The organism is Zestomonas ipomoeae (genome assembly GCF_057128665.1).
In genome coordinates this window covers 21,736-43,085 of the sequence record NZ_JBSKHQ010000031.1, presented here as the reverse complement: position 1 = coordinate 43,085, position 21,350 = coordinate 21,736, and the positions used below count along the sequence as shown (strand labels likewise).

The following is a 21,350-nucleotide window of genomic DNA, read 5'->3' as shown; positions in this document are numbered from 1 at the left end:
GTTGCTGGTCTTGCCATGGTTCACCTCGTTAGAGTTTATCGCTTAACGGGGTGTCCACGATTGCTGGGCAAGATCATACATCTGCTCGGAACAGACGAGTTCTGCAGCGGGGCAAGGCCGATAACAATGATGATCTTCGCGATCGCTTGAACGCTTGGTCCCGCTGCGCGAACTACAGAATGGCCAGGGCAATGCCCAGTGACAGGCCGGATATACGAATGCAACCGCGCTGACGGCAGGATCGAAAAAAGCTGTCCTTACTGCTTGTGGATAGTAGTCCATATACATTGTTAGCAGCCTATGGCTGAGATGTGCGATTTGAAATTTTCAATTTGCGCAGTTGAGTCGAAGGCTGATTTAGGGAGGATGTTGAAAATCACATCGGAATGATAGAGGAGGAAAAGTTCTTTATTTTCCTTATATTTTGAAAAGTCTGACCATTTCATTTTTGCGTGACCGCTTGCATGGCTGAATTCGATGCCGCCTTCATCCCACAGTATCTCTGTGGGAGTGTGTAGCATCTTTTGTTGCTTATGGATTTTTTTGCAGCGCCACCTGAGAAATAGAAAAAAGTAAGATGTATACCAAATTAAAAATCCTGCGATACCTCCTGTGATGCTTAGTGTTGAAACCCCTGCTTGATCATGGAGGAAATATCCAAAAAACGAGAAGACCACCAAGATCACCAATATGCTCTTGATGTTGAATTTATAGTGGAGCCATTGAGATCTGAGGTAGTCTTTTTCAGATATTTTTATGGTTGCTTTGTTCATTTTTGATACCTGCTGACGAGGCTGTAGAAAAACTGAATGGCAAAATTCGCATCTGTGAGTCTGGCTGTTTTTTAGCAAAAAACAGAATCTCTCTTCGAGTCCAACTTATTCATCTCGCTCGACTCCTCCAGATTTTGCGTACAGCAAGGCTCTTGAATTAGCCTTAAAATTTTTCTACAACCTCAATGTTTGGTTAAGGGGCTAGCTTTAGCCCGTCCCAGTAAGCGAAGCGAACGATTTAACCAGTTGCCATAAAGCTGTACCCTTGAGTGGATTTAATACGCTCCGCACTATTCGGTATAATTCATGCCGATCTTTACTCTCGAATTATGTTTTGCTTGTCTGAATTTTGCCGCACTACCCCGGCAGAGTTGATTTTTATGGCGGAGCACTTGATGGAGTTGTTCGATAAATAGCTTACAGCTTGCGGGGAGAGTCCATATATGCTAGTTGGGTGTGTGGCCACTCGGTACATATATTGCCGCCACTGTTTGCCGCCAGAAACTGCGCGCCTTCACGGACAAGTGAAGAAGACGTAGACGAAATCTTTAGCACCAACGGACTTGCTGAAACTTGGTCTATATCCAGGCGCTCGCTCTTTGCGGAGCGACGTATGATTGTAAGCTCCGTCCATTGATTATCGTTAGGGTGCCGACTATTACCATCAGAGTCAAAGTCTTCCTTGCCCCACAGGTAATGAGCGACAGCTGGAAACGGTGGCCTTGAGCCAGGCTTTATAAGGTAGAGCGAAAATTTTTCTTCCATATACCTAACATTGCTTAAGAGGCCGGCTTTAGACGGCCCCAGTGAGAGAGCGAACGGTTTGACCATTTGTTATGATTTATCGGAGGATGGATAGGCTTGCGTCCTAAAGTAGCGGGAAAATAAATAAATTATTATAAGTATTATGTGGAGAGGGTAGAGGTTCTTGAATAATTCTGTGTCGAATTTTTCTTCAGTATTTTTCATGATAAATATTGGGATAGCCAGAACTGAAACAGTAAAAAACAAAGTTAGTATTCTGAAAATTCTTACTACCTGAAGCTCTGTCTTGCCTCGCTGAAGATAAAATAATGCTTCAAAGCCAAGATAGGTATAAACAGTGCTGGTGATGTATATAAAAAACATGGCTGGCATAACATTATCTCATGACTGGATCATAACTATAATTAGACGTCAACTGACGTATAAGACACTGGAAGCGTCTGACGGATAAAATCCCTTTGTCATTGTTGCTCCCTCTGTCTAAACCGAGTGTTTTCGCAGGATGCCGACCGTATAAGGGGTTATACGCCATGTGCTGTGTAGGGAATATTATGCTTACTGAAGGACAGTAGCCGATCAGGTGGCGATCTGTCATCTGAAGAAGTTTTCCTACGTTTCGGCAAGGGACGTGGGCAGCGTTGGGTCTTTTCTGGCCGCTCCTGGCGGATTTCAGCCGCTCTCTGCAATAACCACATCAATACGTCGGGTTGGACGTCGGTCATGCATGCAACTGCCTGGTAATCGGCCGCGCAACGCGGCGGCGCGAACTGCTTGTCCTCTTTGCATGCCGGAACTCCCCTGCCCGCCCCTCTGTCGGTATTTCCAGAAGCAGCCGCAAGGCTGCGTCGCGTCGGGCTTGGTTGGCGCGCATCCTGCGAACTCACCTGGGAACCTCCGTCGATGGAACACCAAGGCGAATATATGCGTAAGGACGCCATGCAGTCCGATATGAGCATGGACCAGCACATGCAGATGATGGAGCGGCGGCACATGGCGACGCTCTGGTGCCACTTCGTCAATATGCTGCTGGGCATCTGGCTGCTCAGTGCGCCGTTCATGTTCGGCTACTTGACCATCGGCCCGGATGATTTCGATCTGGCGCGGGTCGCCGCCGAGCGTTCGATTCCTCCCGTGGAAACGCGGGCTCTGATGATGACCTGGAGCGATGTGATCAGCGGGGCGCTGATCGTGCTGTTTGCCTTTCTGTCACTCAAGCGCCTGAGTTGGGCGCAGTGGGCCAACGCGGTGATGGGGTTGTGGGCGATGAGTGCGCCGCTGGTGTTCTGGACGCCTTCTCCCGCCGGCTACAGCAACGGCCTGTTGGTCGGTGGCTTCGTCATCGCCTTTTCCGTGCTGGTACCGATGATGCCGGGCATGAGCATGTCCGGGATGATGCAGAAGGCCTCGGTTCCCCCAGGCTGGGACTACAATCCGTCGACTTGGCTGCAGCGCATGCCGATTGCCGTGCTGGCGGTGATCGGCATCCTGTTGGCTCGCTATCTGACGGCCTATCAACTGGGCCACACCGCCAGCGCCTGGGACCCGTTCTTCGGCACCCGGCCCAACGGCACCGAGACCATCATCACCTCGAGCATGTCCAAGGCCTGGCCGGTGCCGGACGCGGGCGTTGGGGTGGTCGCTTATATGCTGGAGTTGCTGATGGCGGTCATGGGCGATGCGCGTCGCTGGCGCACCATGCCCTGGATGGTGGCGGGCTTCGGTATCGTGGTGGTGCCGTTGGGCGCGGTGAGTATCTTCTTCATCATCGCCCAGCCGATCTTCATCGGTACCTGGTGCACCCTGTGCCTGCTCCAGGCCCTGGCGATGCTGGTGATGATGCCCTACGCCCTCGACGAGCTGGTGGCCATGGGGCAGTTTCTCAAGGATGCGCTGCGCCGCGGTAAGCCGTTCTGGCGCAGTTTCTTCATGGGCGATGCGATGGACGGCGCGCGGGAGGACCAGACTCCGGAATTCGAAGGCAGCGTCCGCCACATGACCTTCAAGGGGCTGTTCGGCGTCAACCTGCCCTGGAACCTGGTGCTGACCTGCGTCATCGGCGTGTGGCTGATGTGTACTCGCCTGATCTATGGCACCGAGGGGGTCATGGCCGACAGTGACCACTTGATGGGCTCATTGCTGATCACCATCGCGGTGCTGGCGATGGCGGAAGTCGCACGTCCCCTGCGCTGGCTCAACATTGCGATTGGTGTATGGCTGCTGGCGTCGCCCTGGGTACTGGACGGCGCCAGCGGCGGCGCGGCTATCGGGAGTGTGATCGTCGGTGTGCTGGCGATTCTGCTGAGTCTGCCGAAGGGGCCGATCCGTCACCGTTATGCCGGCTGGAACCAACTGCTGCGTTGATCGCCGGTTCGTGTGCCGGGCCGCAACTGGAGCAGTGGCGCAGGCGTAGCGCCGAGTTGATCAGGCCGATATGGGAAAAGGCCTGGGGAGTGTTGCCCAGGTGCTCGCCGCTCCAGGGGTCCAGTTCTTCCCCATAGAGCCCGTGCTCGCCCCGCAGGCTGAGCAGCTTTTCGTACATCGACTGGGCTTCGCTGTGCCGGCCGGACATGACCAGCGCTTCGACCAGCCAAAAATTGCAGATGACGAAGGCACCCTCCTCTCCCGCCAAGCCGTCGGGGTCGCTCGGATGGTAGCGGCGGATCAAGCCGTGTGGCCCTACGCTCAAGCTGCGGCGCACCGCGTCGACAGTGTTCCTGAACAACGCGCTGCGGCCATCGATGAAACCCGGCCGGGCCAGTAGCAGCAGGCTGGCGTCCAGGGTTTCTTCTTCATAGGCGCGCACGAAGTGCTTGCCGTCCCGACTGATGCCCCGGCGCAACACCTGTTCGCGCAGCGTGGCGCTTTCCCGTTCCCAGGCTTCGGCATCGCCTTCCAGCCCGTGCCGGCGTAGCAGCCATAGCGCGCGCTGCATGCCGGCCCAGGCCATCACCTTGGAGTGCACGTAGTGCCGGGGCGGGCCGCGCACCTCCCAGATGCCGCTGTCGGGCTCCTGCCAGTTGGCGGCGATGAAATCGGCGGCCTGCCGCATGTGCATCCAGTGTCGATGCATGGTGTCGTCGGCCATGCTGTCGCAGATGCGCACGCATTCGAGCAGTTCGCCGTAGATGTCCAGCTGTAGTTGGTCCTTGGCCGCATTGCCGACCCGCACAGGTCTCGACCCGCGATAGCCATGGGCCTGGTCGATGATGTATTCCTGCTTGGTCAGCGCGCCGTCCAGGTCATAGAGGACCTGCAGCGGCGTGCCATGGCGTTCGATGGTCGCCTGCATCCACTCGGCCCAGCGGTGGGCCTCCTGGCGGCAACCAAGGGCGAACAGCGCTCCCAGGGTGAGGCCGGCGTCGCGGAACCAGGTATAGCGATAGTCCCAGTTGCGAATGCCGCCGATGGTTTCCGGCAAGGAAGTGGTGCCGGCCGCTACCACAGCGCCGGTTTCGTGGTGGATCAGCAGCTTGAGGGAAATCGCGCTGCGCACCACCTCCTGCCGGTAGCGACCGCGCCAGTGCAGCGCCCCACTCCATTGGCGCCAGGCTTCGATGGTGGCGGCGCAGCGTCGGTCGACCGAGGCCAGCGGCGGCAGGTCATGCAGATCGCCGTCGACCAAGTCGACGCTCAGGCAGATGGCCTGGCGCTCGCCGGCCGCTACGCTGAAGCGTGCGCGCCACCCCAGGTGATCCTGAGCCAGGGGGCAGCCGGCTTGCAGGGCCAGCCGCTGTTCGCCGGCCTGCAGGCGCAAGGCACCGTCCGTTGCCTGGGCGGTGGTCATCGTGCGACCGAAGTCGGCGCTGGGCAGGAATAGGAGTTCGAAGTCGACGCTGCCGCGAACACCTTCGATCGACCACAGCAGGCACTGCCGATCACCCGATACGGGCCACTCCATGCACAGCCTGGCCCTCGCCTCGCCCTGCTGGTCCTGCCAGGCAAGATCGAGCACTGCCGTTTCGTCGCGATAGGCCATGCGGCACTGGCTGGCCGTAACCGGCCGGACATGCAGCCGACCGCCGCGTTGACGATCCAGCAATGGCCAGATCAGCGGCGGACAATCGAATCGCCGTGGGCAGAACCACTCGATTGCGCCGTCGGGCCCGACCAGTGCGAGCGAGCAACCGTCTCCGATTGCCGCCAGCGAGCCAATGGGTGGGAAGCCGTCCTGGTAATTTGTCTCCGTATCGGTCACTACTGCCCCCGTGTCGTCGCGTACTGGTTCTTTTGAGTACGCGTTGCGCCTTTATTTCCGCAACGGGGCAGAACTCACTCCCAGGCCAGCAGCCAACCGCCGGCGGTGACCTGGCCCTGGTCGACGGCGAGGATCAGTTGGTCATGCTCGCCGCGCCAGTGATAGGCCCACAGCTCGCCCGCCGGCTGCCCCTGCCACTCGGTCTGTTGCAGCACCCTGGAGTGCTTGCTCGCCGGGGCGGGCCAGATGCGGTCGGGTTCGCCGAGCAAGGCCAGGGCCGTTTTCGCATCGTGGGAGCCCAGCAGGATGTGCGAAAGCAATCGCTGCATCAGCAGGTGCTTCTTGCCATGCCATTTGTCCACGTCGTCGTTCCAGGTTCCACCGGAGAAGTGGCCCTGGGTTGCTCGCAGTATCTGGAACTCCTGGGCCATGGCCACCTCGTCCTCTTCGGCAGCCATCGGCTCGTCGGCCAGAACGTGCGTTGCCGCAAAAAACAGCGAAATCAAAAAATATAAAACGCACCCAAATAGCGCGGCGCGTTTCGAATGCGCCCAATAACGGTGACGGTTGTGCATATTCGTACACTCCATGTCCTGCGAATAATCAAACTAAAGTTAGGGGACGACAAAGGAAACAATTCATGTCGCTCGTCGGAATGTCGGAATCGAGAACAAACTTGTCGCAATAAGATCAGAGCCGCCAAGCGTGCGGCAGAGTGCCAGTTTTTGGCATTTTGATATTGCATTGTAAGGGAGTCAATTTAGCTGTTTGACAGATATTGAAGCGCTCTCTACTTTCATTTTTCCCTCGCTGTTTTCCTGCGATACCTGCGGGCCGCCTGGCCGGCAGGCACTCTAGGGATGATCGTTGCGGCCGGGGATTTCATTCTGTCGTACCCACCGGCGCTCCTCACAAGGGCAGGCGCCATAGTCGCGCATCCTTTATTCCGGATGTTCGTCAGGAATAATATCCGTTACAAGGAATCGGAAATGAAATTTACAAAAAAAGCATTACCCTTCACGGCACTCCTGGCCTGTTCCCTGGTAACTACCCCGCTTCTCGCCAATACCAATAAAGCTCAAGAAAACTTCATGTTGCTTGAGCAAGAGAAAGCGGCGGATACCGTCTACAAGGCCTACTTTCCGAGCCTGGATATCGCTCGCAAGGCGGCCATCAGTTTCCATGAACAAATGTTGGAGTCGCACTACGACGACGGCTACCTGATCATGGAGCTTACCGCCGAGGAGATGGACAAGCTCCAAGTCTTCGGCTTTACCTTCGCGCCGGCCACCGAGTTCATCGCCAAGCGCAACGAGGTCCTGACGAAAATCCAGAACAAGATGCTCAGCGCCCAGTCCAGCAGCGGCGCGGCGACCATGATGTCGGACGTGAGCATTGCCAGCATCCCGGGTTATTCCTGCTACGAGACGGTGGAAGAATCCTTCGCCGTCGCCTCCGGCATGGCCACAAGCCATCCGAACATCGCCGAGTGGATCGATATCGGTAATTCCTGGGAGAAGACCCAGGGGCTGGGCGGCTACGACATGCGCGTGCTGAAGCTGACCAACAAGTCGATTGGCGGCACCAAGCCAAAGCTGTTCATCAACAGTGCCATCCACGCCCGTGAGTACACCACCGCGGCCCTGACCCTTGAGTTCGCTCGCTGGCTGGTGAACGGCTACGGCACCGATGCCGACGCCACCTGGATTCTCGATAACCACGAAGTGCACATCCTGCTGCAGACCAACCCGGACGGCCGCAAGAAGGCCGAGACCGGCCTGTCCTGGCGCAAGAACACCAACCAGAACTACTGCGGCGCCAACAGCAACAGCCGTGGCGCGGACCTCAACCGCAACTTCACCTTCGGCTGGAACAGCACCAACGGCCAAGGCTCCAGCGGCAGCCAGTGCAACGACACCTATCGCGGCCCGGTCGCCGGTTCCGAGCCGGAGATCCAGGCGCTGGAGAACTACGTGCGCAGCATCTTCCCGGACCGTCGCGGCCCCGGCAAGAATGACGCGGCTCCCAGCGACACCAGCGGCATCCACCTGGACATCCACAGCTACAGCGAACTGGTGCTGTGGCCCTGGGGCGATACCAGCCAGGTAGCGCCCAACGGTCCGGCGATGCAGACCCTGGGTCGCAAGTTCGCCTTCTTCAATGGCTATACCCCGCAACAGTCCATCGGCCTCTACCCCACCGACGGCACCAGCGACGGCATCAGCTATGGCGAGCTGGGCGTGGCAGCTTTCACCTTCGAGCTGGGCACCCAGTTCTTCCAGAGCTGCTCGACCTACCAGAACAAGATCAAGCCGGAAAACCTGCAGGCGCTGATCTACGCCGCCAAGGTGGTACGCACGCCGTACATCACTCCGGCCGGCCCGGATGTCACCAGCGTCAGCCTGAGCTCCGGCGCCGGCGTACCGGCTGGAACCCAGGTCACCCTGAGTGCCAGCACCACCGATACCCGCTTCAGCAGCAAGAACGGTACCGAGTCGACGCAGAACATCGCCGAAGCGGAGTACTACATCGACAAGGCACCCTGGGAGTCCGGTGCCGTGGCGATTCCGCTGCAGGCCCAGGATGGCAGCTTCAACAGCAAGACCGAAGCGCTGACCGGGACCGTGTATACCGACGGTCTGTCGGAGGGCAAGCACATGGTCTACGTGCGTAGCCGCGATGCTTCCGGGGCCTGGGGTGCGGTATCCGCCGCCTTCCTGGAGATCGACGAGGACGGCGGCACTCCGCCGACCAGCTACTGCGATGCCGCCAGCAGCAACGCCAGCGAGGAATGGATCGCCAAGGTTACCCTCGGCAGCTCCAGCAAGACCTCCGGCTCCAGCCGCTACTCCGACTTCACCAGCGTCACCGCGCCGGTGGTCCGTGGCAACAACAGCCTGAGCCTGATGCCGCAGTTCTCCGGCAGCTCCTACAACGAGTACTGGAAAGTCTGGATCGATCTGAACAAGGACGGCGACTTCAATGACGCCGGCGAGGAAGTGTTCAGCTCCGGTCGCGCCTTGTCGACCACGGTGAACGGCACACTGGTCGTTCCCGCCAGTGCCCCCACCGGCAAGACCCGCATGCGCGTAGCGATGCGCTACAACAGCGCGCCGACCGCCTGCGGTACCTTCAACTACGGCGAAGTGGAGGACTACTCGGTCGACATCCGCTAATCCAGCGCGGGGATTCGAGCGGCCATCGTCGCCAGCTGTAACGCGGAGCTTGTATCCGAGTCAGTTGGTTGCATCGGAGATGGCCGTTCGATTGCTCCCTTCTGGCCCTTGCACGGCGCCCCTTGTGGGCGCCGTTTTTTTGTCTGTTCGCGGCCTCTGTGCGCCCAGGGCCAAGACGATTTTTGCTCTGACTCACGAGGTTGGGCCGGGACTGGCTTTGAGCGAAGTCCAACAAGGGCGCGCAGCGCCCCGGAGAGTCCTGGTGTTGAAGCGGCGCCCCTGTTGCGCTTCGTCGCGGCGTTTTGAAAACTGACCCGTCGAGTATCAAGAAGCCCTGCGGTGAACTTCGTTCACCGGCAGTAGCCGGGCCGGTGATTGGCGACCGGCATGCCAATTTGATTACCATGCCTGACTTTCACCGACCGGACCGCCTTATGGAAAGCAAGACCGCCCGCCTTACCGTTCTGATCGACCCGGTAAAGAAAAAGGCCTTCGAAGAACTCTGCGCCAGCCAGGACCTGACGCCCTCGCAGGTGGTCCGCCAGCTGATCCGCGACTACCTGGAACAGCACGGCGTCAGCTACGCGACCCAGAGCAAGCCGCCGATTTCCGGTCAATGACCAACCTGCCCGGTGCCCACCTGCCGGGCTGCATGCCTTGTCTCGTCAACGTTGTGCCGGGCTGGCCAGGGCCTCCGCCAGGTCGGCGTGCAGGTTCTGCTGGCCGACCAGTGCAACCAGCCCGGCTTTCTCCAGCTTCGACCGTACCCGTGGCGAGGCTTCGCAGAGCTTGACCCGCACGTTGCGCTTTTGCAGGTGCTCGATGGCCTCTTCCAGGGTCTGCAGGCCGGTAATGTCCATGAATGGCACCCGCTTGAGGCGAATCACCAGCAGGTGCGGGTCGCTGTGGGTCTGTGCCAGGGCGCGTTCGAGGCTCTCCACGGCGCCGAAGAACAGCGGCCCCTCGATGCTGTAGACCAGCACGCCGGGGTCCTGGTGGGTCTGCCCGCCCTGCTTCAGCTCCGCCTCCAGTTCGCGGCCGAGCACCTGCTGTACTTCCACCGAATCCGCCATGCGCCGCACGAAGTGCAGCATGGCCAGGATCACACCGATATTCACCGCCATCACCAGATCGCTGAACACCGTGAGGCTGAAGGTGATCAGCAGGATCGCCACGTCCGCCCGAGGCGCCCGTCGCAGCATGCGCAGCACGTGCGGCAGTTCGCTCATGTTGTAGGCCACCACGAACAGGATCGCCGCAAGGGTCGCTAGAGGGATGTTTTCCGCCAGCGGTGCGAGGAACAGAATGATCAGCAACAGCGTGAGCGCATGCACCACGCCCGCCAGCGGGCTGGTGGCGCCATTGCGAATGTTGGTGGCGGTGCGTGCGATCGCCCCGGTGGCGGCGAACCCGCCGAACAACGGCGTGGCCAGGTTGGCTATGCCCTGGCCGATCAGCTCCTGGTTCGAGTTGTGCCGGGTGCCGGCCATGCCATCGGCCACCACGGCCGACAGCAGCGACTCGATGGCCCCCAGCATGGCGATGGCGAATGCCGGGCCGATCAACTCGACCACCCGCGTCAGGGTGATTTCCGGCAGGCTCGGTAGTGGAAGCCCCCGCGGAATGCCGCCGAACGCGCTGCCGATGGTGGCGATGCCGTCGAACTGCAGCAGCGACTGCAGCACGGTGGCGACCACCATGGCCAGCAGCGGCCCCGGCACTTTGCGCAGACCCGGCAGCTTCGGTCCGAGCAGCACCAGGGCCAGGCTGCCTAGAGCCAGCAAGGTGGTCGTCGGGTGCAGGTGCGGCAGGCTGAGCAGCAGGTGCCAGAGTTTCTGGTGGAAGTGTTCGCCGCTGGCCCTGGGTAAGCCGAAGAAGTCTTGCCACTGGCTGACGAAGATGATCACGCCGATGCCGGCGGTGAAGCCGACGATCACCGGCGCCGGGATGAACTTGATCACCGAACCCAGGCGCGCCATGCCGAGCAATACCAGCATGCCGCCGGCCATCAGCGTGGCGATCTGCAGTCCCTCGATGCCATGTTCGGCCGTCACCCCGGCGAGGATCACGATGAAGGCCCCCGTCGGCCCGGCGATCTGCAGACGGCTGCCGCCGAGCAGGGAGACCAGCAACCCGCCGATGATGGCGGTGTAGATGCCTTGCTCCGGCTTCGCTCCCGAGGCGATGGCAAATGCCATGGCCAGTGGCAACGCCACGACGCCGACGATGGTGCCCGATACCAGATTGCCGACCCAGTGCTCGCGGCGCAGCAGGCCCGCCTTCCACGCTTCTCGTATCGCGATCACCGCAGCCTCCGATCGGATATGTGCATACCATTAACATATGATGTTAATTTGTTGGCTTTCAAGCAACCGCCGGTGCGTTGGCGTCCGGCGTTGCAAGCGAACGGAGACCGGCCATGCGGCGCGACGAAATCAGGACCAGGCACGCGGAAGGCAGCCTGTTCACTACCCATGTGATGCAGAACCCCGCCAACACCAAGGAATGGATCGTGCTGTTCAAACAGAACAGCGGACAGAGCTACTTCCTGATCGATGCGGCCGACGAAGTGGAAACCTTTGCGCTGCTGGATGAGGCGATCGAAGTCCTGCGCCAGCTCGGCATCAAGCAGGCGGAAGTGCATTTCTGAGTGCCCGGTTTTTCGCCGGGCCGTTCTCTGTACGGCTGGGGTACCCAGTGGCCGGCCCTGCGCCGACTGCGCTCTGTGGGTCCCAGCGCAAGCATTGCCAAGGAGACTCTCATGCCGGCAGGCGGTGCCCTGTTGCCAACTAGGAAGCCGGCTTCACCGCCAGGATGCTGCACGGCGCCTGGTTCAGCACGTACTCGGTGGTGCTGCCGATCAGCCGTTCCAGCCCCTTGCGTTGCACGGTGCCCATCACCATCACATCGGCCTGGCTCTCCACGGCGAAGTCGCTGAGCGCCTTGATCGGTGGCCCCATGATGAAATGTCGACGCTCGCCGGGCACGCCAAAGCGATCGGCCAGGACGATGAAGGAGTGGTGCAGCGCGCTGCGCAGCTCCTCCACCAGGTTCGGCGCAGCACCCACGGAGCCGGCGATGGGGTCCGCCAGGTAGCCCGGCGACAGGTCGTAGGCATGCAGCAGGTGCAGCTCCGCGTTGCATTGCAACGCTAGCCCGTTGGCTGCCTCGATGATGCGCTCGTTGAGCTGCGCATCGCTGGTTTCCGGACGCGACGGGTCGACCGCGGCGATGATCTTGCGTGGCAGGGCCCGGCCTTCCTCGCCGACCAGATGCACGGGCACCGGACATTCGCGCAGCAGGTGCCAGTCCAGCGGTGTGATGAAGGCACGCTTGAGCAGCGGCTCGTGCTGGATGTCCTTGATCAGCAGGTCCGGCTGCATTTCTTTCACATGCAGGAGAATTTCCTCCAGCGTCTCGCGACTCCAGACCACCTCGGTGGTTACCGGGATGTCCTTGCTGCGCAGCAATGCCGCTTCGTCCTGCAGCCAGACGCGGTACTCGTCCAGATAGCGCTCGCGGGTCTGCTCCTGGATGCTCTCGTCGAGAAAGCGCAAGGTGGCGAACGGTTCGACAAAGGCGGCGATGTGCAGCGCAGCGCCGCTGGCCTGGGCCAGCGCGGCGGCCCGTTGCATGGCCGGCGAATGACGCTTGGCCGGATCGGCGATCAGAAGCAGGCGTTGGTATTGACTCATGGGCACCTCCAAGGGCGTTGGGTAGGACGCACCGGCTGCTGACCGCATCCCTAGCAGTTTCCGACATCCTGTTGAGACTGCGTCTGGCGCGTTCCTATCGCATTGATTTACATCAACCCAACTGTCGCCAGGGATCATGTCCTTGAAACCGGCCGCCAAGCAGGCGAGTCTGCACGGGCGCGGAATGCCCAACCGGGTACCGCCCCACTACCCTGCCCAAGGAGCTTGCCCGCATGACCACCGACATCCCCCTGCTTTTCGCCCTAGACGGCAGCCAGGGCTACGCCAGCCGGGTCGCCCGGCGGCTTGGCCTGGAGCTGGCCCGGCATGAGGAGCGCCGGTTCGAGGATGGCGAGCACAAGAGCCGTGCGCTGGACTCGGTCAATGGGCGGCGGGTGGTGGTCTTCCATGGCCTGTATGGCGATGCCGGGCAGAGCGTCAACGACAAGCTGTGCACCCTGCTGTTCTTCTGCGGCGCGTTGAAGGATGCCGGCGCCCGCCAGGTGCAGGTGGTCTCGCCCTATCTGTGCTATGCCCGCAAGGAACGCCGCACGGAATTCCAGGACCCGATCATCAGCCGCTATGTCGCCAGCCTTTTCGAAGCCTGTGGCGTCGACCGGCTGTTGACTCTGGAGGTGCACAACGTCGCGGCCTTCGACAACGCGTTCCGCATCCCGACCCGGCAACTGGAGTGTGCCGGTGTCTTCGCCAAGTACTTCGCCGGTCTGTTGGGCGATGCCGAGGTGGTCGCGGTGTCTCCTGACGCCGGCGGGACCAAGCGCGCCGAGCACTTTCGCCGCGAACTGCAGAGCCGTCTCGGCCGACCGGTCGGCAGTGCCTTCGTGGAGAAGTACCGGAGCAACGAGACGCTGACCGGCGGCACGCTGGTGGGCGATGTGCGCGGCAAGACGGTCGTGATCTTCGATGACCTGATCAGCACCGGCGGTACCCTGTTGCGCGCAGGCGAGGCCTGCCAGGCGGGCGGCGCCACGCGGCTGTTCGCCGCCGCTGCCCACGGCCTGTTCACCGGCGGCAGCGAGTTGCTCGAAAGCAGCGTCTTCGAACGCCTGGTGGTCTGCGACAGCGTGCCGCCGTTTCGGATCGAGCCGGCCCTCGCCGCTCGTCGGCTGCAGGTGCTCGACTCCAGCACCCTGGTCGCCGACCACCTGGCCGAGGAGCATGGCCTGGCGCGGCTCGGCGGAACCGAGTAGGCGCGACCGGCTATCCCTTGCGAGCCGGTGAGCTGATCGCCGCGACGAGACTGCACCGCAACGGGGCCGCCGCGATCATCCCAAGGAGCTGAACCATGGAGCCAAGACCAGCCGGCGAGCGCTATTGCCTGTACGACACCGCGGAACTCGATGCCATCATCGACGCCATGGCGCAGCGAGTCGCCGCGCTGCTGCCTCCACGGAACGCCGTGCTGGTCGGCGTCCTGCGTCGCGGCGAGCCCCTGGCGCGCATGCTGCAGCAGCGGCTCGCTCAGCGCACCGGTTTGCCCGAGCTGCCGCTCCATGCAGCGCTACGCCGATGACCTGAGCCTCCTTCACGCGCAGACGGCGCTCACCGAAAGTCCCGAACTGGCCGCGCTGGACCTCGCCAATACTGTCCTGCTGGTAGTGGACGACGTGCTCTACGAAGGTCGTTCGCTTCTACGCACCTGTGCCTACCTGGCATGCCTCGGCGCCCGCGAAGTGCGCACTGCGGTGCTGGTGGATCGCTGCATTGCCAGGCAGCCGATACGGGCCGACGTCGTCGGCATTCACGTGCAGGCGGCCCCCGGCGACATCATCGAATGCAACGTGCCGCCCTACGAGGAGCATTTCCGAGTCGAGGTGGTACGCAGGGGGCCGCCCCTGCCCAGTTCATGAGCCGACCACCGGCAAGGCGGCCCGAAGAGTTCGGTCTACCCTCTCCCTTGTTGGCAGCCGGTTGCCAAGCGAGGCCCGCTGCGATCCCCTATTTCCTCGACCGTCCCTGGGACAAGGAAGGCTGTCATGTTGGTACTGACCCGCCGTATCGGCGAAACCCTGACCATTGGCGAAAACATCAAGATGAAGATGGTGGCGATCAAGGGTCGGCAGGTGCGCGTCGGCATCGACGCGCCCATCAGCGTAGCGATCCATCGCCAGGAGCAGTTCGAGGCTGTCCAGGCCCCCATCGACCTGGTCGAGGAAGCCCCGGCCTGATCACGTCTTGTCGTCCGAGCCGTGCAGGTCGCGGGGTTGCAGGTGGCGGCGTCGACGGGGTGCTCCTCCTCGGTCAGCAGGTCGAACAGCACGCTTGCCAGGCCGCGCTCTGCGAAGTTGCAAGCGTCGTCCAGGGAAAGCTCATTGCGGTTTGCATGCCGGCCGTCCCTCCTCGCGTTGCCAGGCCTGGTGCAGCAGGGCCAGGACTTCCTGGTCGCTGGTCTGCGAAAAGTCCAGGTACCAGCGGCCGATGGCCATCAGGCGTTCCGGCACCAACGGGCAGACGATCCGGTCGACCCGCGTGCGCAGGGCTTCGAGGGTTTCCGACGCGCCGACCGGCACCGCGACGACGATGCATGCCGGTTCCTGCTGGCGCACGGCGGCGACGGCGGCCTGCATGGTGGCGCCGGTGGCCAGACCATCGTCGACCAGGATCACCTGCGTGCCGCGCAGCGCGGGTGGTGGCCGATCGCCGCGGTAGGCGTGGTCCCGACGCTGCAGTTCGCGCAGCTCCCGTTCGGCGACCGCCTCGATTTCCTCCTGCCGGATTCCCTGGAAGGCCACCACATCGGCGTTCATCACCCGCACGCCGCCACTGGCGATGGCGCCCATGGCCAGCTCCGAATAACCGGGCAAGCCGAGCTTGCGGACCAGCATCAGGTCCAACGGCAGTTCCAGTTCGGTAGCGATCTCGAAGGCGACCGGCACACCGCCACGCGGCAGCGCCAGCACGACCGTGTCGCTGCGCCGCCGGTAGTCGGCCAGCAACCGTGCCAGGGCCTGGCCAGCGGCCGTTCGGTCTTGGATCGGCACATCCAGGGAGTCTTGTTCACGCATAGGCAGACCTCGGATGAAAGAAGTACTGCAGGATTTTTTTGCCACGGTCCTGACCCTGAGTGACATTCGCGCAACCAGTTCCCGGCGTCGACCAGGCGAGTTAGATCGCTTTGCTCTACCCCGGCCCAAACCCTGTATATCGCCAGGCCAGGCGGGCAATCGGCGGCGCGTTGATGAGGATCAAGACCGCCAAGCGCCATCTCCCCTACAAGGGAAACGGTCCTTTCGCAGTCGCTACCGGGAGCACGCCATGGAAAAGAAGCATCAATGGAACCTTTGGTACTTCGTCATCGCCTTCAGCGTGCTGGCGCTGGCCCAGGAGTGGTGGACGGCGCGCAGCAGCGTCGAGCCGATCCCCTATAGCGAATTCCTGCGTCTGCTCAAGGAAGACCAGGTCAGCGACCTGCGCGTCGAGCAGCAGCGTATCAGCGGCACGCTGTCCGAACCGATCCGGGGCCGCAACCGGTTCACCACGGAGCGGGTCGATCCGCTGCTGGCCAACGAACTGGCGCAGTCGGGCGCGAGCTTCACCGGAGTGCGGGAGAACACCGTGCTGGCCAGCATTCTCGGCTGGGTGTTGCCGTTCATCCTGATCTTCGCGCTGTGGAGCCTGTTTTTCCGCGGCTTGGCGGAGAAGCAGGGACTCGGCGGGCTGGTCAATGTGGGCAGGTCCAAGGCCAAGGTGTTCGTTCAGCGCGATACCGGAGTCACCTTCGCCGACGTCGCCGGCATCGACGAAGCCAAGGCCGAACTCGAAGAGGTGGTGTCCTTCCTCAAGGACCAGCCCAAGTACAGCCGGCTCGGCGCCCGCATACCCAAGGGCATCCTGCTGGTCGGCCCGCCCGGTACCGGCAAGACCCTGGTGGCCAAAGCCGTCGCCGGCGAGGCCGGTGTGCCCTTCTTCTCCATTTCCGGTTCGGAGTTCGTCGAGATGTTCGTTGGCGTCGGCGCCGCTCGGGTGCGGGACCTGTTCGAGCAGGCGCGCAAGGCGGCGCCGTGCATCATCTTCATCGACGAACTGGACGCACTGGGCAAGATGCGCGGCGTCGGCGCCTTCGGTGGCAACGACGAAAAGGAACAGACCCTCAACCAGTTGCTCGCCGAACTGGATGGCTTCGATCCCCGCGAGGGCGTGGTGCTGCTGGCGGCCACCAACCGGCCGGAAATCCTCGACCCGGCCCTGATGCGCGCCGGCCGCTTCGACCGCCAGGTGGTCATCGACCGGCCGGATCGCCGTGGCCGGGCGGCCATCCTGCGCGTGCACCTCAAGCGCATCAACGCCAGCGCCGATATCGACTGCGAGAGGATCGCCGCCATCTCCACCGGTTTCACCGGTGCGGACCTGGCCAATCTGGTCAACGAGGCTGCCATCGCTGCGACCCGCCGTGGCGCCGAGTCGGTGAGCCTGGATGACTTCACCACGGCGGTCGAGCGCATTGTCGCCGGGTCGGAGCGCAAGGGGCACCTGTTGCAGCCCCATGAGCGCCAGGTGGTCGCCTACCATGAAATGGGCCATGCGCTGGCCGCCTCCTGCCTGCCGGGCATGGACCCGGTGCACAAGGTATCGATTGTCCCCCGCTCCATCGGCGCCCTGGGCTACACCCTGCAGCGGCCGACCGAGGACCGCTTCTTGATCGGCACCCAGGAGCTGAAGGACCGCATGGTGGTCCTGCTGGCTGGCCGTGCCGCCGAGCAACTGGTATTCGGCGAGATCTCCACCGGCGCCGCCGACGACCTGGCCAAGGTCACCGATATCGCCCGGCAACTGGTGACGCGTTTCGGCATGAGCGAGCAACTGGGCCAGGCGGTATTGGAACGACAGAGCGCCAGCTACCTGGGCGACCATGCCATCGGCGTGCGCGAGAAGGACTATTCCGAGCAGACGGCGCGGGAAATCGACCTTTGCGTCAGGGAACTGATCGAACACGCATACCAGCGGGCCAAGGCTCTGCTGAGTGCTCGTCGCGCCGAGCTGGACCAGGGTGCCGGCCTGCTGCTGGAAAAGGAAACCATCACCCCCGAGGAGTTCCCGCCGCTGGGCACGGCCCCCAGCGGCCCGCCCCCTATGGCCGCGTCGCTGGCCGCGGCGCGCTGATACCGTCCGGCAGTGGCGGGAAACCTCCTCGGGACGCTCCGGTCCGTTGCTGTACGGCGTGGCAAAAGCCATGCGCCAAGCATCGACGAAAACCGGAGGAAAGAACCATGGCATCCCAGTATGCGTCCTGCATTCAAAGCTGCACCGATTGCGCCACGGCCTGCGAGCGCTGCGCCGCATCTTGCCTGCGGGAGGAACAGGGACAGGAAATGGCGCGCTGCATCCAACTGGATATGGACTGCGCCGCCATGTGTACCCTGGCCGCCAAGCTGATGATTCGCGAGAGCGAATTCGCCAAGGACTTCTGCCGGTTATGCGCCGAGGTCTGCCGAGCCTGCGCCGAGGAATGCGGCAAGCACCCCGCCGAGCACTGCCAAGCCTGTGCCACGGCATGCCAGCGCTGCGCCGAGCATTGCGAGCGAATGACCGCCTGAGCGAAGCCAGCGCCAACTCATGCCGGTTTCCATGGCAACGTGCTATTGAAATAATGCAGATAAAGCGATGGCAGTCCGCCAGATAATTTATTCGAGCAATAACTGGTTATTTGTTAAAGAAAAATCAGCATAAGAAAAGGCAGAACTAATTTCCCCGTCTCCCTTCAGATAACCTGAGTGCTTTGAAAAGCACCACTTTAAATCAAGCATGAAACGGGAGAATTGAAATGGCTGGACATCGAGGAGGAAGCGGAAACTTTGCAGAGGATCCGCAACGCGCTTCCGAAGCGGGTAAGAAAGGCGGCCATGTCAGTGGCGGCAACTTCAAGAACGACCCGGAGAGAGCCTCCGAGGCAGGCCGCAAAGGCGGCCAGCACAGCCGCGGCGGACGCTCGTCCTAGGCGTATGCCACACGGGGGCCGATGGCCCCCGTGTGCTTGTCCTGATTCCCCTTCAAAGTGTTCGCCGCGATAGTGTGCAACGGCAGTTGTCGATAACAGCTACTGCAATTAACCCCCTCGCAAGCCCCCTGCTATCAACATTAACTTTCGCCAGTCAGGCGGTAGTTCAACTCTCCGCTTAATCAAGCAGAAATATATAAAGAAACAAACTTCGGCTGTTTGCGTCATGCGATGCCCATCGCCAGGCGAATCAAGTAGGCCAGCGTCACCATCGACAATACCCCGGCACACCAGAGCACGACGAACCAGGCGAGTTTTCGCAACATCAGTGATAACCCTCGCCGAGCCGCACCTTGCCGCGGAATACCCAGTAGCTGTACAGCGTGTAGGCGAGAATGACCGGCACCAACACCGCCACGCCCACCAGCGTGAAACGCTGGCTGCTCTCGTCCGCGGCGGCCTGCCAGATGGAGATCGATGGCGGCACGATGTTCGGCCACAGGCTGATGGCCAGGCCGATGTAGGCCAGCACGATCAGCACCAGGGTCAATACGAAGGGCTGGATTTCCCGATGGCGCCCCACCGCCCGTACCAGGGCCAGCATGGTCACCCCCACCAGGATCGGCACCGGGCCGAAGTACAACAGGTTTGGCAGCGTGAACCAGCGCTGGGCAATGGCCGGGTGCGCCCATGGCGTCCACAGGCTGACGATGGCGATGGCCACCAGCAGCGCGCAGGCCAGCGGCAACATCAGCCTGAACATGCGCTGCTGCAGGTCGCCTTCGGTTTTCATGATCAACCAACCGCAGCCGAGCATCGCGTAGCCCACCACCAGGGCGGCTCCGGTGAACAGCGGGAATGGCGCCAGCCAGTCGAAGGCGCCGCCGGCATAGGCGCGGTTTTCAACCGGCATGCCGTTGATGAAGGCGCCAAGCACCACCCCCTGGCTGAAGGTCGCCAAGAGCGAGCCGCCGATGAAGGCCAGGTCCCACAGGTGGCGGGTGCGCTTGGCCTTGAAGCGGAACTCGAAGGCAACGCCGCGGAAGATCAGCGCCACCAGCATCAGGATCAACGGCAGGTAGAGGGCGGTCAGCACCACCGAATAGGCCAGCGGGAAGGCGGCGAACAATCCGGCGCCGCCGAGCACCAGCCAGGTCTCGTTGCCGTCCCAGATCGGCGCCACGGTATTCATCATCACATCGCGGTTGTCCTTTTCCGGGATGAACGGAAAGAGGATACCGATGCCCAGGTCGAAGCCATCCATCACCACGTACATGAAGATGCCGAAGGCGATCACCCCGGCCCAGATCAGCGGCAGGTCGATGCTCATGGGCGTTCCTCCTCGTCGATTCCCGGCTCGGCGCCCGACAGCGGACGCATGGGTTGGCGTGTGTGCCCGGGGCCGGCGTCTTCCGGCACGGGCAGCTTGCCGAGCACCTGCGGCCCCTTGCGCATCAGCCGCAGCAGGTAGGTGATGCCGACGCCGAATACCAGCAGATAAGCCACGAAGAATATGCTCAGCGAGGTGCCGAGCTGACCGGCGCCGTGGCTGGATACCGCATCGGCGGTACGCAGCAGGCCATAGACTACCCAGGGCTGGCGGCCGACCTCGGTGGTGATCCAGCCGGCCAGTAATGCCAGCAACCCGGAGGGTGCCAGCGCCACGATGAAGCCATGGAACAGCCGCGCGTCGTACAGCCGCCCGCGCAGACGCAGGTAGAACCCGATCAGCCCGGCGAGAATCATCAGCAGCCCGAGCCCGACCATGATGCGGAAGCTGAAGAAAATGATCGTCGACATCGGCCGATCCTCCGGCGGCCAGGCCTTCAGCCCCTTGATCTCGCCGTCCAGGTCATGGGCCAGGATCAGGCTGCCGAGCTTGGGAATGCCCACGGCATAGTGGGTGGTTTCCGCCTCCATGTCCGGCCAGCCGAACAGCAGCAACGGCACGCCGCGCTCGGTCTCCCACAGCCCTTCGATACCGGCGATCTTCGCCGGTTGATGCTCCAGGGTATTGAGCCCGTGCAGATCGCCGACCACCGCCTGCAGCGGCGCAACCAGCAACGCCATCCACATGGACATGGAAAACATCATGCGCAGGCCGGGGTAGCGGCGGCCCTTGAGCAGGTGCCAGGCGGCGGTCCCGCCGACGATGAAGGCGGTACTGAGAAACGCTGCCAGGCTCATGTGCGCCAGGCGATAGGGAAACGACGGATTGAAGATGATGGCCAGCCAGTCCCGGGGCACGAAGACGCCGTCGACCAGTTCATGGCCCTGGGGGGTATGCATCCAGCTGTTGGACGACAGGATCCAGAAGGTGGAGATCAGCGTCCCGATGGCCACCATCAGCGTGGCGATGAAGTGCAGGCGCGGCCCCACCTTGTTGAAGCCGAACAGCATGATGCCGAGGAAGCCCGCCTCTAGGAAAAACGCGGTGAGCACCTCGTAAGTCAAAAGCGGCCCCATGATGTTGCCGGCGGCGCTGGAGAGCCCCGCCCAGTTGGTGCCGAACTGGTAGCTCATCACCACGCCGGATACCACGCCCATGGCAAAGGTCACGGCGAAGATCTGCAGCCAGAAGCGGTAGAGCTGGCGGAAGACCTGCTTGCCGGTGCGCAGGAACAACGCCTCGAGCACGGCGAGGTAGCTGGCCAGGCCGATGCTCAGCGCCGGAAAGATGATGTGGAAGGAAATGGTGAAAGCGAACTGGATACGGGCCAGTTCAAGTGCCTCCAGGCCGAACATGACGCCTCCTTTCCCGGTGCGCACTGGCGGGCGCGTCGATGGGGC

At 62.0% G+C, this 21,350-nt stretch carries 18 protein-coding genes and 1 pseudogene; 10 read left to right on the top strand and 9 right to left on the bottom strand.

What is annotated here, in order from left to right; genetic code table 11:
- Positions 1–290: 290 nt before the first annotated feature.
- Positions 291–773 carry a YcxB family protein gene (locus ACWKV7_RS23075; RefSeq protein WP_483860050.1) on the bottom strand — a complete coding sequence of 161 codons (483 nt, stop codon included), beginning with the start codon at positions 771–773 and terminating at the stop codon, positions 291–293.
- A gap of 1,686 nt (positions 774–2,459) precedes the next feature.
- Between ACWKV7_RS23075 and ACWKV7_RS23070 the strand changes: the two genes are divergently transcribed.
- Positions 2,460–3,899, top strand: coding sequence for an SPW repeat domain-containing protein (locus tag ACWKV7_RS23070; RefSeq protein WP_483860049.1), 1,440 nt, complete (start codon positions 2,460–2,462; stop codon positions 3,897–3,899).
- Here ACWKV7_RS23070 and ACWKV7_RS23065 read toward each other — a convergent pair.
- Positions 3,799–5,733 carry a glycoside hydrolase family 15 protein gene (locus ACWKV7_RS23065; RefSeq protein WP_483860048.1) on the bottom strand — a complete coding sequence of 645 codons (1,935 nt, stop codon included), beginning with the start codon at positions 5,731–5,733 and terminating at the stop codon, positions 3,799–3,801. The genes ACWKV7_RS23070 and ACWKV7_RS23065 overlap by 101 nt on opposite strands.
- Positions 5,734–5,807: 74 nt before the next feature.
- Complete coding sequence (locus ACWKV7_RS23060; RefSeq protein ID WP_483860047.1) at positions 5,808–6,191, bottom strand: hypothetical protein; 384 nt, start codon at positions 6,189–6,191, stop codon at positions 5,808–5,810.
- Positions 6,192–6,824: 633 nt separating this feature from the next.
- Between ACWKV7_RS23060 and ACWKV7_RS23055 the strand changes: the two genes are divergently transcribed.
- Both ACWKV7_RS23055 and ACWKV7_RS23050 read left to right on the top strand, forming a co-directional pair.
- Positions 6,825–8,909: a M14 family zinc carboxypeptidase gene (locus tag ACWKV7_RS23055; protein ID WP_483860046.1), complete on the top strand. Its 2,085-nt coding sequence runs from the start codon at positions 6,825–6,827 to the stop codon at positions 8,907–8,909.
- Positions 8,910–9,343: 434 nt separating this feature from the next.
- Positions 9,344–9,529, top strand: coding sequence for a CopG family transcriptional regulator (locus tag ACWKV7_RS23050; protein ID WP_483860045.1), 186 nt, complete (start codon positions 9,344–9,346; stop codon positions 9,527–9,529).
- 45 nt (positions 9,530–9,574) lie between these two features.
- On the opposite strand, the gene ACWKV7_RS23045 is transcribed toward ACWKV7_RS23050, so the two are convergent.
- The gene (locus tag ACWKV7_RS23045; protein ID WP_483860044.1) at positions 9,575–11,215 is read right to left on the bottom strand and encodes a SulP family inorganic anion transporter; all 1,641 of its coding nucleotides are present in this window, start codon (positions 11,213–11,215) and stop codon (positions 9,575–9,577) included.
- 113 nt (positions 11,216–11,328) lie between these two features.
- On the opposite strand from ACWKV7_RS23045, the gene ACWKV7_RS23040 reads away from it, so the two are divergent.
- Complete coding sequence (locus tag ACWKV7_RS23040) at positions 11,329–11,559, top strand: hypothetical protein (protein WP_483860043.1); 231 nt, start codon at positions 11,329–11,331, stop codon at positions 11,557–11,559.
- A gap of 139 nt (positions 11,560–11,698) precedes the next feature.
- On the opposite strand, the gene ACWKV7_RS23035 is transcribed toward ACWKV7_RS23040, so the two are convergent.
- On the bottom strand, positions 11,699–12,604 hold the full coding sequence (locus ACWKV7_RS23035) for a universal stress protein (protein ID WP_483860042.1): 906 nt from the start codon (positions 12,602–12,604) through the stop codon (positions 11,699–11,701).
- A 233-nt stretch (positions 12,605–12,837) separates the two neighbouring features.
- On the opposite strand from ACWKV7_RS23035, the gene ACWKV7_RS23030 reads away from it, so the two are divergent.
- From ACWKV7_RS23030 to csrA, 3 genes and pseudogenes are all read left to right on the top strand, one after another.
- Positions 12,838–13,815 (top strand): ribose-phosphate diphosphokinase, encoded by a 978-nt coding sequence (locus tag ACWKV7_RS23030; RefSeq protein ID WP_483860041.1) that lies wholly within the window; start codon positions 12,838–12,840, stop codon positions 13,813–13,815.
- A gap of 95 nt (positions 13,816–13,910) precedes the next feature.
- Positions 13,911–14,475: pseudogene (locus ACWKV7_RS23025) on the top strand (phosphoribosyltransferase family protein).
- Between the two features lie 126 nt (positions 14,476–14,601).
- Positions 14,602–14,793 (top strand): carbon storage regulator CsrA, encoded by a 192-nt coding sequence (gene csrA / locus ACWKV7_RS23020; RefSeq protein ID WP_483860040.1) that lies wholly within the window; start codon positions 14,602–14,604, stop codon positions 14,791–14,793.
- Positions 14,794–14,934: 141 nt separating this feature from the next.
- Here csrA and ACWKV7_RS23015 read toward each other — a convergent pair whose 3' ends face one another.
- A complete protein-coding gene (locus ACWKV7_RS23015; protein WP_483860039.1) occupies positions 14,935–15,630 on the bottom strand; it encodes a phosphoribosyltransferase in 696 nt (231 codons plus the stop codon).
- A 250-nt stretch (positions 15,631–15,880) separates the two neighbouring features.
- Here ACWKV7_RS23015 and ftsH point away from each other — a divergent pair, with 250 nt between their 5' ends.
- The 3 genes from ftsH to ACWKV7_RS23000 all read left to right on the top strand — a co-directional run bounded on the left by ftsH (position 15,881) and on the right by ACWKV7_RS23000 (position 18,560).
- Positions 15,881–17,725, top strand: coding sequence for an ATP-dependent zinc metalloprotease FtsH (gene ftsH, locus ACWKV7_RS23010; RefSeq protein ID WP_483860038.1), 1,845 nt, complete (start codon positions 15,881–15,883; stop codon positions 17,723–17,725).
- 107 nt (positions 17,726–17,832) lie between these two features.
- Entirely contained in the window at positions 17,833–18,159 is a 327-nt protein-coding gene (locus tag ACWKV7_RS23005; RefSeq protein WP_483860037.1) for a four-helix bundle copper-binding protein, read from the top strand.
- Between the two features lie 227 nt (positions 18,160–18,386).
- Positions 18,387–18,560 carry a con-10 family general stress protein gene (locus tag ACWKV7_RS23000; protein WP_483860036.1) on the top strand — a complete coding sequence of 58 codons (174 nt, stop codon included), beginning with the start codon at positions 18,387–18,389 and terminating at the stop codon, positions 18,558–18,560.
- 224 nt (positions 18,561–18,784) lie between these two features.
- Here ACWKV7_RS23000 and ACWKV7_RS22995 read toward each other — a convergent pair whose 3' ends face one another.
- The 3 genes from ACWKV7_RS22995 to ACWKV7_RS22985 are packed head-to-tail and all read right to left on the bottom strand — an operon-like array spanning position 18,785 to position 21,305.
- Positions 18,785–18,886: a DUF2474 domain-containing protein gene (locus ACWKV7_RS22995; RefSeq protein ID WP_483860035.1), complete on the bottom strand. Its 102-nt coding sequence runs from the start codon at positions 18,884–18,886 to the stop codon at positions 18,785–18,787.
- The gene (gene cydB, locus ACWKV7_RS22990; protein WP_483860034.1) at positions 18,886–19,890 is read right to left on the bottom strand and encodes a cytochrome d ubiquinol oxidase subunit II; all 1,005 of its coding nucleotides are present in this window, start codon (positions 19,888–19,890) and stop codon (positions 18,886–18,888) included. Before cydB ends, ACWKV7_RS22995 begins: the two co-directional genes overlap by 1 nt.
- Complete coding sequence (locus ACWKV7_RS22985) at positions 19,887–21,305, bottom strand: cytochrome ubiquinol oxidase subunit I (RefSeq protein WP_483860033.1); 1,419 nt, start codon at positions 21,303–21,305, stop codon at positions 19,887–19,889. Before ACWKV7_RS22985 ends, cydB begins: the two co-directional genes overlap by 4 nt.
- Between the last annotated feature and the right edge of the window lie 45 nt (positions 21,306–21,350).

Bases quoted from the DNA above. Each gene is read 5' to 3' on its own strand.
- ftsH (WP_483860038.1), top strand. From the start codon at position 15,881: ATGGAAAAGAAGCATCAATGGAACCTTTGGTACTTCGTCATCGCCTTC.
- ACWKV7_RS23070 (WP_483860049.1), top strand. From the start codon at position 2,460: ATGCGTAAGGACGCCATGCAGTCCGATATGAGCATGGACCAGCACATG.
- cydB (WP_483860034.1), bottom strand. From the start codon at position 19,890: ATGAGCATCGACCTGCCGCTGATCTGGGCCGGGGTGATCGCCTTCGGC.
- ACWKV7_RS23000 (WP_483860036.1), top strand. From the start codon at position 18,387: ATGGCTGGACATCGAGGAGGAAGCGGAAACTTTGCAGAGGATCCGCAA.
- ACWKV7_RS23075 (WP_483860050.1), bottom strand. From the start codon at position 773: ATGAACAAAGCAACCATAAAAATATCTGAAAAAGACTACCTCAGATCT.
- ACWKV7_RS22985 (WP_483860033.1), bottom strand. From the start codon at position 21,305: ATGTTCGGCCTGGAGGCACTTGAACTGGCCCGTATCCAGTTCGCTTTC.
- ACWKV7_RS23060 (WP_483860047.1), bottom strand. From the start codon at position 6,191: ATGGCTGCCGAAGAGGACGAGGTGGCCATGGCCCAGGAGTTCCAGATA.
- ACWKV7_RS23035 (WP_483860042.1), bottom strand. From the start codon at position 12,604: ATGAGTCAATACCAACGCCTGCTTCTGATCGCCGATCCGGCCAAGCGT.
- ACWKV7_RS22995 (WP_483860035.1), bottom strand. From the start codon at position 18,886: ATGTTGCGAAAACTCGCCTGGTTCGTCGTGCTCTGGTGTGCCGGGGTA.
- ACWKV7_RS23030 (WP_483860041.1), top strand. From the start codon at position 12,838: ATGACCACCGACATCCCCCTGCTTTTCGCCCTAGACGGCAGCCAGGGC.
- ACWKV7_RS23005 (WP_483860037.1), top strand. From the start codon at position 17,833: ATGGCATCCCAGTATGCGTCCTGCATTCAAAGCTGCACCGATTGCGCC.
- ACWKV7_RS23040 (WP_483860043.1), top strand. From the start codon at position 11,329: ATGCGGCGCGACGAAATCAGGACCAGGCACGCGGAAGGCAGCCTGTTC.
- ACWKV7_RS23050 (WP_483860045.1), top strand. From the start codon at position 9,344: ATGGAAAGCAAGACCGCCCGCCTTACCGTTCTGATCGACCCGGTAAAG.
- csrA (WP_483860040.1), top strand. From the start codon at position 14,602: ATGTTGGTACTGACCCGCCGTATCGGCGAAACCCTGACCATTGGCGAA.
- ACWKV7_RS23055 (WP_483860046.1), top strand. From the start codon at position 6,825: ATGTTGCTTGAGCAAGAGAAAGCGGCGGATACCGTCTACAAGGCCTAC.
- ACWKV7_RS23015 (WP_483860039.1), bottom strand. From the start codon at position 15,630: ATGCGTGAACAAGACTCCCTGGATGTGCCGATCCAAGACCGAACGGCC.